This is a genomic window from Pseudomonas frederiksbergensis, assembly GCF_000802155.2.
Taxonomy (GTDB): domain Bacteria; phylum Pseudomonadota; class Gammaproteobacteria; order Pseudomonadales; family Pseudomonadaceae; genus Aquipseudomonas; species Aquipseudomonas frederiksbergensis_A.
Genome location: NZ_JQGJ02000011.1, coordinates 1 through 13496 on the forward strand (window position 1 = coordinate 1; position 13496 = coordinate 13496).

The following is a 13496-nucleotide window of genomic DNA, read 5'->3' on the forward strand; positions in this document are numbered from 1 at the left end:
GTCCTTGCAAAGCGCAGTTGATTCCCTCGGTGCACTGGGCTACCTACCGAAAATCGGACGTCGCACCGCAAGCCAGTCGCGCCGCTCAACCGGCTTCTCAACACGCCGTGGACGCGTCGATTGCACCGCGGCATTCGAGCTTCACCCCCTCAAGCCAGCTGCCGTTCGGAGCATCCACCGGCCTGGAACCTCAGGAACCGGGCTTCTACGTCGTCCCTAAAAGCGTGAGCCGTGAAGCCTTGGAAGCCACGTTATTCCCCGCGCCCGACCCGCAGGTGATGCGCAAATTCCGAGCGTTGAACCCTCACCGCGATGTTGTAAAAGCCGGTTCGATGATCGTGCTGAGCGACCCGAACAATCTGCAATGCACCCGCGAAGAAGCTCAGGTGATGGCGGCAGCGGAAACAGTCAATGCCGCCCTCGAAGACCTGACGGCCGAACAAGCCGATTTCATGCACCGCCACGCAGCCGAGATCGCCAGCTTCACCGGTCAGACCTCGACTTGGCTAGGTGTCAGCGCCGTGGTGATGGAAAAACACTTGTCCAGCCTGCGCGATACCTTGCAAGCCATGGAACGCTTGCATCAGGACAGCTATCGCCAGCACGGCCATCTCAAATCAGCGCAATTCTTTACCGAACGCAGGCTCCTGCTCGCCCAATTGGATGCTCATTTGCTGAACTCCACCCGCCTGCGCGGCCATACGACACTGGGCGACCACCCCAAGCTGAAGACTGCCCTCGGCATTTCGAATCGCAGTCTGGTTCATCACTGGAACAAGGCTGGCGCGCCGGGGCAGATACCGGGGTACGCCACGCATGTGGAAAGCACCAGTCGCGCTGCGAAATATATGCAGATGGGTGGGTATGTTGGTATTGGGATTGGAGGGGTGTCTTCTGTGCTGGCGGTTCAGGCTGTGTGCGATGGGGGAAGTGAGGAGGCTTGTGAGCGGGTGCGTTTTACTGAAGGGGGTAAATTCGGCCTGTCGGCGGCTGGTGGTTGGGCAGGTGGAGAGATAGGCAAGTTAGCAAGCGGTCCAATTTGTTTGGCGCTTGGCGCTTGGCGTTTCAACGGGAATTGGAGGTGTTGTCTGCGTAGCAGTAGTAATAGGAACTGGTGCGTGGGTAGGTACAACAATTGGTGGTAAAGGGGGGGAAATAGGAGGTGAAATACTGTATGAAAAGACCTTGCCATGATTGCCGCTGAGTTCTGGAAGTCTTGGCTAGCATTCTGGATTATGGTGGGTCCAGCCTTGCTAACGGTTATTGGTTTTGTATTTAGCTTGTACCTAAGTCACCGGCATCTGGATGCAATGATGGAGGCCCTGAAAAACAGCCGATACATATATCTTTGGGGCCCCGCATGGCGAGGTCGAGGCTGGTTTGGAGGCTGCGTATTGATCATTTCAATTGCAGGCATGGTGGTGTGGCCAAGGGCATATATCCGTATGGGTGATGTGAGCCCTGCTGATATCGAGAATTTCCCGCCCTCCTTGAAGCGTCTTTTGATTATCAAGGTGACGATGACGGTCATTTCCTTCACCGGAATGATAGTTGCAGCTCTGCTGGTCAAGTTCAGATAAATCGATGAACAAGGTACAGAAGGCCTGCTTCGCAGGCCAGCGGGAGTAAGCTCCCTCGCCACGGGGGCGGGTGGGACGGGTGCCATCGCGAGCAAAGACACTCCCACATACTCAGCAGAATCCCATCAGTTAAACGCGATGTAGAAATATCCCAGCGCCGGATCCCGCCCCATCGGCGGTACCCGCGACACGAACACCCCTTCGATCTTGCCCAGTTCCGGCACGTCCAGAGCGCAGAGGCCGTCGACGAACGCGGTGCTTTCCAGGCTGTTGAACTCCACGTTGAACGGAATTCGCTCGGCATTCGGCATCTTGGCCCGTGGTATTTCTTCCAGGTGCTCGAATCGCACCGGCAGGCTGCTGCCGTCAGGCAGGGTCAGGGTTCGGGTCTGGCCCAGCAGCAATTGAAAGTGGCTGCTATGAACGCGCTGAAGCATATCGACACTCCACCAAGGCCAGAGGGCTTTCGCCCTCCAGCGGGTGATTAATTGCGGGAGGGGAAGAGGCCTTCGAGGGCGATGCTGAAGTTGATCGCCAGGAAAGGGTTCATGATCGCCATCGGCATGTTGCCACCCGTAGGGGAAACCGTTCCGCTGACCGTGGTTGTCACGCCTTGCAGTGGCACCGGCGAAGCGCCCGCTTGATCGGAATAAATCGCCGCCGAACCTGGCCCGGTGCCCGAGGTGCCGATGAACGAGTTGGTGGGCGTCGGCGTATTCACCGGGTTGCTGGCCGGGTTCGCCAGTTGGAGCGTGGTCGAGGCGATGACCCCGACGAGTTCGTGAGTGTGATTGGGCAGGTTGTTGACGGTCGCGGTGACGTTTTCGGTGCCGGCGACCTCGCCAATGGTTCGCGGGCTCAGGCCCAAGCCAGTGCCCATGCCCATTGGCAGGCGACTCTGCAGGTTGGGGAGCGCGAAGGTGTTCTGGCCGTCACCCCCATAGGTGACGCCAAGCAGGGAGAACAGCGCCGAATTTTGAGCGATGCTGATGGTTTGCCCGTTGCACAGCGCCCAACCCCTGGGTGCAAAGTTAAAGGCGAACGATTGGATGGTGCCCATGAATACTTCCATAAATTCCTCGTCCTTCAGGTTTATAGGTCTCGCAATGCCCGGCGTTTGAAAGACAAGAGAGCGATCAGCCTGACTCCTTGATCCCTGGCCTGGTCACGCACGGCTGAGCGTAGACCGGGATGTTTGATTTTGCCGGGCGAAGCGGGTGGAAAAATGTCGCGACACGGCTTAAACGATTCAGGTTCCCCGAGCGTCTCTACCGTCCATCTTTTTTACGGTTTGGGGTGAGTTTGATATCAAAGTACTACTAGGCGAAGATTGTTTCCTCGGCTACGCTTGGCGGTACAAAAGGACTACAAACAAGGTGAAGGGATTGCCGCAGTTTCACTTTATTTCCGGTTTACCGCGCTCAGGCTCGACCCTGCTTTCTGCCATTTTGTTGCAGAACCCGCGCTTCCATGCCGGCATGACCAGTCCCGTCGGCACGCTGTTCAGCAGCGTCCTGCAGCAATGCAGCGCCGGCAGCGAGTTCGGCTCGGTGATCGACACCGACCTGCGCCGCCGCCTCTTGCGTGGCCTCTTCGATTCCTACTACGCCGACAAAGCCGATAAACCCGTCATCTTCGATACAAACCGCCAATGGTGCGCGCGCCTGCCTGCCCTGCAGGACCTGTTTCCCCAAGCCAAGACCATCGCTTGCGTGCGCAACGTCGCCTGGATCCTTGACAGCCTGGAACGGCTTTACCGTGCCAACCCGTTCGAAAATACCAAGCTTTTCAACGACGATGATGAGCGCAATACCGTCTACAGCCGTTGCGAAACCCTGGCCCAGCGCAATCGCCTGGTGGGCTTCGCCTGGACCGCGCTGAAAGAGGCCTACTACGGCGAGAATGCCGAGTCGCTGTTGATCGTCGACTACGACTTGTTGAGCCAGGCGCCCGAGCGCGTCATGCGGCTGGTGTACGAGTTCATCGGCGAACCCTGGTTCGAGCATGATTTCAATCATTTGACCTACGACGCGCCAGCCTTTGACCAGGCGTTGGGCGTCGCCGGCCTGCACAAGGTCAAGCCCAAGGTCGCGCCCCAAGCCCGGCGGACCTTGTTGCCGCCGGATCTGTTCGAAAAGTATGCCGAGTTGTCGTTCTGGCGCGATGGCGCTGCCAGCGCGGCCAATGTCATTCGTATGAAAACCGACGCCGCGGTCAGCTGATCGCGGTTTTTTTCATTGGCGTGTTGAAGAAGTTCGAGTCCGGGTGATCGTCATGTGGTGGAGCAAACGCAAATCGCGGGTAACCGAGGGCGCGCAAGCCCTGGCATCGCCAATGATCATGTCCCTGGAGCCGCGAATGCTCTTCGACGGCGCGGTGGCGGCCACCGTGGCCGATGCGGCGCAATCGGACGCGCAACCGACTGCCGAGGCGGCCAAGACGCCCACGGCGGACCAGCCGGCCGAAACCCATGCGCCCCAAGGCCAGGCCGACGCCACCGAGGCTGCCGTGCCGGGCAAATCCGTGGTGTTTGTCGACTCTCGAGTCAAGGACGCTGGCAGCCTGCTGCAAGGCGTCGCCCCCGGTACCGAGGTGGTGCAGCTGGACGCCACCAAAGACGGCCTGCAGCAGATTGCCGATTATCTGGACAGCCACCAGGGCGTCAGCTCGGTACAGATCATCGCCCACGGCAACGCCGGTGATTTGTGGTTGGGCAACAGTTATCTGTCGGCGGATAACGTCCAGGCCCGCAGCGAAGTCCTGGCGCAGATTGGCCAGGACATGAACGCCGGCGGCGACATCCTGATCTACGGCTGCTATACCGCCGAAGGCGACCGCGGCTTGAGCCTGGTCAACTCGTTGGCGCAGCTCACCGGCCGCGACGTGGCGGCGTCCGACGACCGCACCGGCCTGGGCGGCGACTGGGACCTGGAAATCGCCACCGGCACCATCGAAAGCGCCAACGTGCTCTCGGCCAATGCCATGAGCGAGTACCAGTGGGGCCTGGCCACCTGGACCGCCACCAACAACCTCAATTCGGGTATCGGTTCTTTGCGCGCTGCCCTGAGCTCGGCACAGAACGGCGACATCGTCACGTTCAATAGCACCATGACCGTCTCCCTGACCCAGGTGCTGGTGGTCGACAAGAACATCACCATCGATGGCGACCTCAATAACGACAACGTCGCCGACGTGACCCTCGACGGCCAGTACCGCACCCAGATCATGCAAGTGACGTCCGGCACCACGGCCACCCTCGATGGCCTGGTGATCACCCGGGGCATGGTGGCGGGCAACGGTGGTAACGGTGGCGACGACGCACTGGTATCCCAGGGCGGCGGTATCTACAACGCCGGCACCTTGACCCTGCGCAACGTCACGGTGACCGCGAACGCTGCTTCGGGCGGCGGTGGCGGCGGCGGTGTGACACCGCAGTACGCCGGTGGCGGCGGCGGTGGCGGTGGTGCGATCACGGGTGGTACCGGTGGCAAGGGCGGCGACACGCTCAACTCAACAGGTTCCAACGGCACGGCCGGGCAGGGCGGCGCGGGCGGCGGCTTCTTCAACATTGGCGGGCGTGGCGGCTCCACCACGGGGGGCGCGGGTGGTGCGGCGTATCCGGGCTACAGCACCGGTTCGGCCGGTGGCACGGCCTCCAGCGGCGGCTTGTCCATTGGCGGTGGTGGCGGTGGCGACGGCTATAACGACATCGGCGGCGCCGGTGGCGGTGCGGTCGGTGGTATCTACAACGATACCGGCGCGACCCTGCGGATCATCGGCAACTCGGTCATCTCCAACAACGTCGGTGCCGGCGGTGGTGGTGGCGGCGGCGGTGCCGGGGGTAGCTATTACCAGGCGGGTGGTGCGGGCGGCGTCGGTGTCGGCGCCATCTGGAACAAAGGCTCGATCCTGATCACCGCCGCCAACTTCGCCGCCCTGGCCGGCAACGTCGGCGGCAGCGGTGTGGGTGGAACCAGTGCCGGCAGCGCGGGCGTTTCGCCAGCGTCGGTGGCCAACGTCTACGGCGATGGCGGCACCATCAACACCAACTATGTGCCGGACGAGACGCCACCCACCGCGACCGTCGTGGTGGCCAATACCAACCTGAACTCCGGCGGCACGTCGACGGTGACCATCACCTTCTCCGAAGCCGTGACGGGCTTGACCGCGGCGGACCTGACGGTGCAGAACGGCAGCGTCGGCACCTTGACCAGTGGCGACGGCGGCATCACCTGGACCGGTACGCTGACGGCAGCCAGCAACATTGCCGACACCACCAACATCATCACCCTGAACAACACTGGCGTTGCCGACCTGGCCGGCAACGCTGGCGTCGGCACCACCGACTCGAACAACTACATCGTCAACGACACCGTGGCGCCCACGGCCTCGATCGTAGTGAGCGACACGGCCCTGAGGATTGGCGAGACCTCGACAGTCACCATTACTTTCTCGGAGGCCGTCAGCGGTTTCACAGCCGCCGACCTCACCGTCGCCAACGGCACGCTCAGCGGGCTGAGCACCAGCGACGGTGGTATCACCTGGACGGCCACGCTGACGCCGGACGCGCCAGTCACCGATACGTCCAATCTCATTGTCCTGAATAACACGGGCGTGGCGGACCTCAATGGCAACGCCGGCGTAGGCACGACCAACTCCAACAACTACGCCATCGACACGCAACGCCCGACCGCCACCATCGTGGTGGCCGACACTGCGCTGCGTGCAGGGGAAACCTCCGTGGTGACCATTACCTTCAGCGAGGCCGTGAGTGGTTTTACCACCGCCGACCTGACGGTCGCCAATGGCACGGTCACCGGCCTGAGCAGCAGCGACGGCGGCATCACCTGGACCGGGACGCTCACCCCGAGCGCCAGCATCACTGACACCAGCAACCTGATCACCCTGGATAACACCGGCATTGCCGACCTGGCCGGCAACGCCGGCAGCGGTACCACCGACTCGAACAACTACGCCGTCGATACCCAGCGTCCGACCGCCACTATCGTGGTGGCCGATAATGCGTTGAACATCGGTGAAACCTCGCTGGTGACGATCACTTTCAGCGAAGCCGTCACGGGCTTCACCCTGGCCGACCTGACCGTTGCCAACGGCTCCTTGAGCGGGCTGAGCAGCAGCGACGGCGGCATTACCTGGACCGCAACGCTTACCCCGAGCGCCAGCGTCAGCGATGCCACAAACCTGATCATCCTGGCCAATACCGGCGTGGCCGATGCGGCAGGGAACAATGGCAGCGGCACGACCAGCTCCAACAACTACGCGGTCGACACGCAGCGGCCCACCGCTAGCATCGTTGTAGCCGACACCTCCCTGAGCGTCGGCGAAACCTCCCTGGTGACCATCACTTTCAACGAAGCAGTGACAGGTTTTACCGCCGCCGACCTGACGGTCGCCAACGGCACGGTTACCGGCCTGAGCAGCGGCGACGGTGGCATTACCTGGACCGGCACGCTCACGCCAAGTGCCAGCACCAGCGACACCAGCAACCTCATCACCCTGGATAACACCGGCGTGAGCGACGCAGCGGGCAATGCTGGCAGCGGCACCACCGATTCCAACAACTACGCCATCGACACGGCGCGTCCGACCGCCACCGTGGTGGTCGCCGATCCGACTGTCGGTGCCGGCGAAACCTCGGTGGTGACCATTACCTTCAGCGAAGCGGTGACCGGCTTCACCCTGGCCGACATGACCGTTGCCAACGGCAGCCTGAGTGGCCTGAGCACCAGCGACAACATCACTTACACGGCGACGTTCACGCCGAGTGCGGGCGTCAGCGATGCCACCAACCTGATCACGCTCAATAACACGGGCGTGGTGGATGGCGCGGGCAACACCGGCAGCGGTACCACCGACTCCAACAACTATGCCGTCGACACCCAGCGTCCGACCGCCACCATCGTGGTCGCCGACACGGCGCTGAGCGTCGGCGAAACCTCGCTGGTGACGATCACCTTCTCCGAGGCGGTCAGTGGCTTTGACAATTCGGACCTGAGCATCGCCAACGGTACGCTGAGTGCGGTCAGCAGCAGTGATGGCGGCATCACCTGGACGGCCACCTTCACTCCAGCCCTCGGAGTCAGCGATACGTCCAACGTCATCGTCTTGAACAACACCGGCGTCAGCGATGCGGCAGGCAACACCGGTACCGGCACCACCAACTCCAACAACTACCAGGTCGACACCAACGTGCCGACGGCGACCATCGTGATTGCCGACGCCACCTTGAGCATCGGCGAGACGTCGTTGGTCACTGTGACATTCAACTCGGCGGTCAGCGGCTTCGACAATGCGGACCTGACCGTCAGCAACGGTACGCTCAGCACCATGAGCAGCACCGACGGCGGCGTCACCTGGACGGCCACGTTCACGCCGAGCGCGAGCATTTCCGATACCAGCAACGTGATCACCCTGGACAATACCGGCTTGATCAACGCTGCGGGCAATGCGGGAGTTGGCACTACTGATTCCAACAACTATGTAGTGGATACGGTGCGTCCAACGGCGACCATCGTAGTGGCCGACACGGCCATCGGCGCGGGTGAGACGTCGCTGGTGACCATCACCTTCAGCGAGGCCGTGACCGCGTTCACCAGTGCTGACCTGACGGTTGCCAACGGCGTGATCTCGGGACTGAGCAGCAGCGACGGCGGTATCACCTGGACCGCGACCTTTACCCCGACCAACGGGGTCAACGACAGCAGTAACGTGATCTCGCTCAACAGCGGCGGCATCATCGATCTGGCGGGCAACGTCAATGTCGGTACGGCCGACTCCAACAATTACGCGCTTGATACCCAGCGTCCAACCGCCACCGTGGTGCTGAGCGATTCATCGTTGAGACCGGGCGAAACCGCCCAGGTGACCATCACCTTCAGCGAGGCCGTGACCGGCTTCAGCAACGATGACCTGAGTGTTGCCAACGGCACCTTGAGCGCCGTGAGCAGCAGCGACGGCGGCCTGACCTGGACCGCCACGTTCACCCCGACGCTGGGCGTGAGCGACACCACCAACCTGATCATTCTCGACAACACGGGTGTGAGCGATGCGGCCGGAAACACCGGTACGGGCACCAGCGATTCGGCCAATTACGTGGTCGAGACTCGCGTGCCGACCGCCACTGTCGTCGTCGCCGATACAGCGCTGAGCGTGGGTGAAACTTCGCTGGTGACGATTACCTTCTCCGAAGCGGTGAGCGGTTTCGACAACAGCGACCTGACCGTCAGCAACGGGACATTGAGCAATGTGTCTTCGACGGACGGCGGCGTCACCTGGACGGCAACGTTTACCCCGGCAAGCAACGTCACCGACACCAGTAACCTGATCAGCCTGGACACCACTGGCGTATCCAACGTTTCCGGCAACGCCGGTGTCGGCGTCGTCGACTCCAACAATTATGCGATCGACACCGTGCGTCCGGGTGCCACCATCGTGGTAGGCGACACCACCCTGGGCATCGGCCAGACCACCACGGTGACCATCAGCTTCACCGAGGCGGTGTCCGGTTTCGACCTGTCGGACCTCAGTGTCGCCAATGGCGTGCTGTCCAACCTTGCCAGCAGCGACGCAGGCCTGACCTGGACCGCGACCCTGACGCCGACCGCGGGGATCAACGATGCCACCAACCTGATCCTGCTCGACGCCAGCAATGTGCAAGACAGCGCCGGCAACGCTGGCGTGGGCATCGCCATCTCCGCCAACTATGCCCTCGACGCCACCCGGCCGACCGCGACCATCGTCGTCGCCAATCCCAACCTGGGCGTGGGCCAGACGACCCTGGTGACTTTCACGTTCACCGAGGCGGTGACGGATTTCGACCTGTCGGACCTGAGCGTCACCAACGGCGATTTGAGCAACCTGACCAGCAGCGACGGCGGCAGGACCTGGACCGCGACCTTCACCCCTGCGGCAAATCTCACCGACCCGAGCAATTTCATTGCCCTGGATAGCAGCAACGTCAGTGACTTGTCGGGCAACGCCGGGTCAGGCGTGGCGGTGTCCAACAATTACGCGATCGATACCGTGGTGCCCAACGATGTGAAGCCACCACCGGAGTTCCTGACATCGGACCCGGTGACGGTCATCCCGCCGTCCGAGGTGCCGCTGCAACCGATCGTTTTCACGCCGCCAACGGGCAATCTGGGCTCGCCCCTTGGCTTCCCGCCGCTGTTCGAGCAGCGTGATGTCGGTGGGCTTGACCCCATCGGCAGCATTTTCATCAACCGTGGCGAGTTGGCACCCAGCTATATCGCCCAGGTGTTCAGCAGCGACGCCGCCGGGGACGGCTCGGGCCAGGGGTTCCTGGGCTTTGGCGGGGGCGACGGCGGTGTGTTCGGCAGCAGCACGATTTCCGGTTTGTTCAACCAGGACGCGGGTTCGGAAGGCGAATCGCTGGATGCCTTCGACAACCAGTCGATCAAGGGCGGCGAAGCGTCCCAAGGCATGCGCGGGGTATTTGGCGCACCGACCTTGGGCCAGCAACTGCAGCAACTCAAGGACACAGAACAACGTCAGGTGGATAGCCTGGCAATGGCTTTGAAACAGGCCGGCACCAGCCAAGCGCTGGCTTGAGAATTCCATAAAAAAATACGGCAGCCAGGGGCAATCCAGGGATGAATAGAAGTCAGAAGTTATTCAGTATGAGTTTGCTGGCGTTGGTGGTCAGTGGTTGTGCGGTCACCAGCGAGCCGATCGATCGAAGCACCAGCGAGCATCGAGCCAAGACCGACCTGCAAAACATGTACAAGGACCAGGAGCCCCTCAGCGGTCCGCTGACGTTGCACCAGGCCATGGCCCGGGCGGTGAAGTACAACCTCGAAGGCCGCCTGAAAATCATGGAGGAGGCCTTGGCCAAGCGTCAGCTGGACCTGGCCAGCTTCGACATGCTGCCGCGCATGGCCCTCGATGCCGGTTACGTGGGGCGCAACAACGTCAGCGCCTCCAGCAGCCAGAGCGTGGAGACTGGTACCCAGTCCCTGGAACCGTCGACATCCCAGGACCGCGACCGTGAAGTGGCGGACCTGACCATGGTCTGGAACGTGCTCGATTTCGGGGTCAGCTACATCAGCGCCAAGCAGGCCGGCGACCAGCGGCTGATCGTGCAAGAGCGTCGGCGCAAGGTGATCAACACGATCGTCCAGGACGTCCGTTCAGCGTACTGGCGAGCCATGGCCGCCGAGCGTTTGCTCAAGCAGATCGACAGCCTCATGGCTCGGGTCGAGGCGGCGCGCGGAAATAGCCAGAGCATGAGCGAGCAGCGTATCGGTGATCCGGTGCAGGCCTTGGGTTACCAGCGTTCGCTGATCCAGGCCACCCGCCAGTTGGAAGAGCAGCGCCGGGCGTTGTCCTTGGCCAAGACCGAACTGGCGACCCTGATCAACCTGCCCCTGGGCACCGAGCTGACCCTGGCGACCCAGGATGAATATGCCATCCCGGAGCTCAAGGTCGACCTGGCTCGCCTTGAACAGGAAGCCCTGGCCAGCCGGCCGGAACTGCGCGAACAGGATTACCAGACCCGCATCACCGCCGCCGAAACCCGCAAGGCCATGTTGCGCCTGTTGCCGGGGCTGGAGTTCTCCGCTGGCGGGCACTATGACAGCAACTCGTTCCTGGTGGAGCAGGGCTGGGCCGACTATGGCGTCAAAGTCACCTGGAACCTGTTCAATGTCATCTCCGCCCCGGCGGCCATCGACGTGGCCAAGGCCGGTGAAGAAGTCGCGGCGGCGCGGCGTCAGGCGATGTCGATCGCCGTGCTGGCGCAGCTGTACGTCGCCAATGCCAACTACCGCGAAGCCTTGCGCCAGTTCAAGACCAGCCAGGAACTGTCGGATATCGACGGGCAAATCGTCGGTCAACTGCGCAGTCGTCATCAGGCTGCAGGCATCGGCGAACTGGACCTGATCCAGGGCGAGCTGAACACCCTGCAGGCGGACCTGCGACGGGACCTCGCCTACGCTGACCTGCGCAACGCCTACGGGCAGATCTTCGCCAGCGCCGGCCTCGACCCGTTGCCGAACGAAGTGCAATCGACCCAGGTGCAGTCGATTGCCACGGCGTTGGCGAACCGCGAGGCGGCCTGGGCCCAGGGTGACATCACGGTGCCGAAGCCGCCGGTGGCACAATAACGGAGCGCCGGGGATGGCGCTTGCGGCGTTTTCCCGGCTGCCCGTCACGGTCAACCTACCGTTGCTGTTGCAGGCGCTGGCAGCCGTCGAAGAAGATCGTTGGCAAGGGCACTTCAACACGGCCTATCACTGCGGTGACTGGAGTGGCGTGGCGCTGATTTCGGCGGCCGATGCCCTGACCGAACTGTCGCCCGGGCGCGGCCAGCCCCAGCACCGCGCGCCCTGGTCAGAGGATGGTCGCTGGCAGGATGCGTTGGGTGATTGGCCCTTGGATATCGTCTCGGCCCGTCTGCTGCGGTTGGGGCCCGGTGGTCGCATCCATGAGCATCGCGACTATGACCTCGGCGGTCCGGACGCCGACGTGCGCCTGCACGTGCCGCTGCTCAGCTCGCCTGGCGTGGAGTTTTGGCTGGACGGGCAAATCATTCCGATGCGGGCGGGGGAATGCTGGTTTCTCGACTTGGCGCGTCCCCACCGCGTCGCTAACCATGGCGACCAGGCGCGGGTTCATCTGGTGCTCGATTGTCGTCCCGAGCCGTGGCTGTCCCAGCAGATTGCCGATGGGCTGCGCTCCACACCTGAAGCGGTCGTCGGGCAAAGCGATTTGGCCCGTTTTCAACGGCGTGTGGAAGCCGATCACCACCTTGCCCGGGCGCTGCAAGGGCTGCACGACCTGGACGTTTTCATTGAAACCGCGCTGGAGCTGGGTGCGGCACAAGGGCTCCATTTCACCCGGGAAGAGTTGCGCGCCGCCATGCGCCACGGTCGCCGACAATGGAGTGAGCAGTGGAAAGCCTGAATCTGCACGGCTGGTTGCCGATCCGCGTATGGCAGCAGGTGGGCGAGTGGCGTGTCGATTGGTGCTGGTTCGGCGATCGGCAACTGTCGCAGCCATTCTTCGGCGATGCCGTGGAAGAAGCGCTGCGCCTGCCCTTCAACCTGGTGTTCCGCCGCCAGACGCCCTTGAGTGCCTTGGGCCAATGGCAGCAATGTAGCCCGGGCCTGACGCCTAGCGCCTTCATCTTCCACGCCTCACGATGTGGCTCGACACTGATCAGCCAAATGCTTGGCCAATTGGACGACCACATCGTCATTTCCGAGCCGCCACCCCTGGATACGCTGCTGCGCAGTGACTTGCCGCCCGCCGAACGGCACGCGGCGCTCAAGGGGCTGATGTCGGCCTATGGGCAGCGCCGTCGAGGCGAGGAGCGACGCCTGGTGATCAAGCTCGACGCGTGGAACATCGGTGAATTGGCGCTGCTGCGTGAGTGCTTTCCCGATACGCCTTGGCTGTTCGTATACCGCGACCCCCTGGAAATTGCCGTTTCACATCTGCGCCGCCCTGGCATGCACATGGTGCCGGGGTTGATCGGGGCCAGTGTGCTCGACGACGCATTGCCATTTAGCGGCCGCGAAGACTTCGTTGCGCGACGGCTGGGACGACTGTTGCAGGCGGGCTTGGAACGCTGCCGGGCCGGGGGCGGAGTGGCGGTCAACTACAGCGAGCTTCCCGAGGCGATGGCGGGTAGGTTGGCGGCATTTTTCCAGTTGGACCCAGCACAGCGCAGGCACGCATTTGCCGCAGTGGGCCGGCATGCCAAGCAGCCGGCGCAGGCGTTTGCCGGTGATAGCGAAGACAAGCGTCGAGAGGCTTCGCCATTGTTGTTTGAGCGGGTCAGGTATTGGGCGCAAACGCCTTACCAATCATTGGAGTGGCTGCGCAGTCATTCTTGTGGCGAGGGTCGTGCTTGCTCATTGAAAGGCTAGACTG

The 13496-nt window shown here is 62.5% G+C and carries 9 protein-coding genes; 7 read left to right on the top strand and 2 right to left on the bottom strand.

Annotated features, from left to right (window positions below):
• A partial coding sequence (locus tag JZ00_RS19455; protein ID WP_235433103.1) for a PAAR domain-containing protein occupies window positions 1–1145 on the top strand: 1145 nt, incomplete at its 5' end.
• 45 nt (window positions 1146–1190) lie between these two features.
• On the top strand, window positions 1191–1580 hold the full coding sequence (locus tag JZ00_RS19460; RefSeq protein ID WP_039592587.1) for a hypothetical protein: 390 nt from the start codon (window positions 1191–1193) through the stop codon (window positions 1578–1580).
• 125 nt (window positions 1581–1705) lie between these two features.
• Here the strand turns inward: JZ00_RS19460 and JZ00_RS19465 are convergent, their stop codons facing one another.
• Both JZ00_RS19465 and JZ00_RS19470 read right to left on the bottom strand, forming a co-directional pair.
• Entirely contained in the window at window positions 1706–2017 is a 312-nt protein-coding gene (locus JZ00_RS19465) for a DUF6916 family protein (protein ID WP_039592588.1), read from the bottom strand.
• A 47-nt stretch (window positions 2018–2064) separates the two neighbouring features.
• Window positions 2065–2652 carry a phage tail protein gene (locus JZ00_RS19470; RefSeq protein WP_039592589.1) on the bottom strand — a complete coding sequence of 196 codons (588 nt, stop codon included), beginning with the start codon at window positions 2650–2652 and terminating at the stop codon, window positions 2065–2067.
• Between the two features lie 304 nt (window positions 2653–2956).
• Between JZ00_RS19470 and JZ00_RS19475 the strand changes: the two genes are divergently transcribed.
• The 5 genes from JZ00_RS19475 to JZ00_RS19495 are packed head-to-tail and all read left to right on the top strand — an operon-like array spanning window position 2957 to window position 13492.
• Window positions 2957–3802 carry a sulfotransferase family protein gene (locus tag JZ00_RS19475; protein WP_039592590.1) on the top strand — a complete coding sequence of 282 codons (846 nt, stop codon included), beginning with the start codon at window positions 2957–2959 and terminating at the stop codon, window positions 3800–3802.
• Between the two features lie 52 nt (window positions 3803–3854).
• Complete coding sequence (locus tag JZ00_RS19480) at window positions 3855–10172, top strand: Ig-like domain-containing protein (protein ID WP_039592591.1); 6318 nt, start codon at window positions 3855–3857, stop codon at window positions 10170–10172.
• A 41-nt stretch (window positions 10173–10213) separates the two neighbouring features.
• Window positions 10214–11725 carry a TolC family protein gene (locus JZ00_RS19485; protein ID WP_039592592.1) on the top strand — a complete coding sequence of 504 codons (1512 nt, stop codon included), beginning with the start codon at window positions 10214–10216 and terminating at the stop codon, window positions 11723–11725.
• A gap of 13 nt (window positions 11726–11738) precedes the next feature.
• Window positions 11739–12524: an aspartyl/asparaginyl beta-hydroxylase domain-containing protein gene (locus tag JZ00_RS19490; RefSeq protein WP_039592593.1), complete on the top strand. Its 786-nt coding sequence runs from the start codon at window positions 11739–11741 to the stop codon at window positions 12522–12524.
• A complete protein-coding gene (locus JZ00_RS19495) occupies window positions 12512–13492 on the top strand; it encodes a sulfotransferase family protein (RefSeq protein ID WP_039592594.1) in 981 nt (326 codons plus the stop codon). Before JZ00_RS19490 ends, JZ00_RS19495 begins: the two co-directional genes overlap by 13 nt.
• Window positions 13493–13496: the final 4 nt, after the last annotated feature.